Source organism: Dellaglioa sp. CoH-56-MRSF-14 (assembly GCF_056782115.1).
The window spans coordinates 1-320 of sequence record NZ_JBXAYB010000067.1 but is presented as its reverse complement, the minus strand read 5'-3'; the positions used below and the strand labels follow the sequence as shown (position 1 = coordinate 320).

At 51.9% G+C, this 320-nt stretch carries 1 protein-coding gene; it reads right to left on the bottom strand.

Annotation, left to right across the window (positions count from 1 at the left end; all coding sequences use genetic code 11):
• Positions 1-320, bottom strand: a 320-nt coding sequence (locus AC1RPX_RS07875) for a hypothetical protein (RefSeq protein WP_481763342.1), incomplete at both ends; no start/stop codon positions are given.

The window sequence follows — 320 nt, the reverse complement described above, 5'->3', positions numbered from 1 at the left end:
GCTACCTGATCAGGTGTGCACTCACCGACGATATCAATCCTCTGCTTGAGAGTCAGATAACCGGCTACGTGTTGGATATGCGTAGCGAGTTGAGCCAAGAACGAGAATTCGGAGCGTTGTTCTTCATCCTTCATCTCAGGAGCATCCGCAAACTCAAGAACGTCGCGCATGGTAGGGGTACGCATAACGAGTTCAGGCACGTCTGCAAACGAGTATATCGAGGCATCTGGAACAGTCTCAAGCTCGTTGATCGTCATCGTGGTGTTCGTGATGATCTGCGAAAGCTTCAGCGAATCCTCGGGGAGCGCTAGACGCGCAAT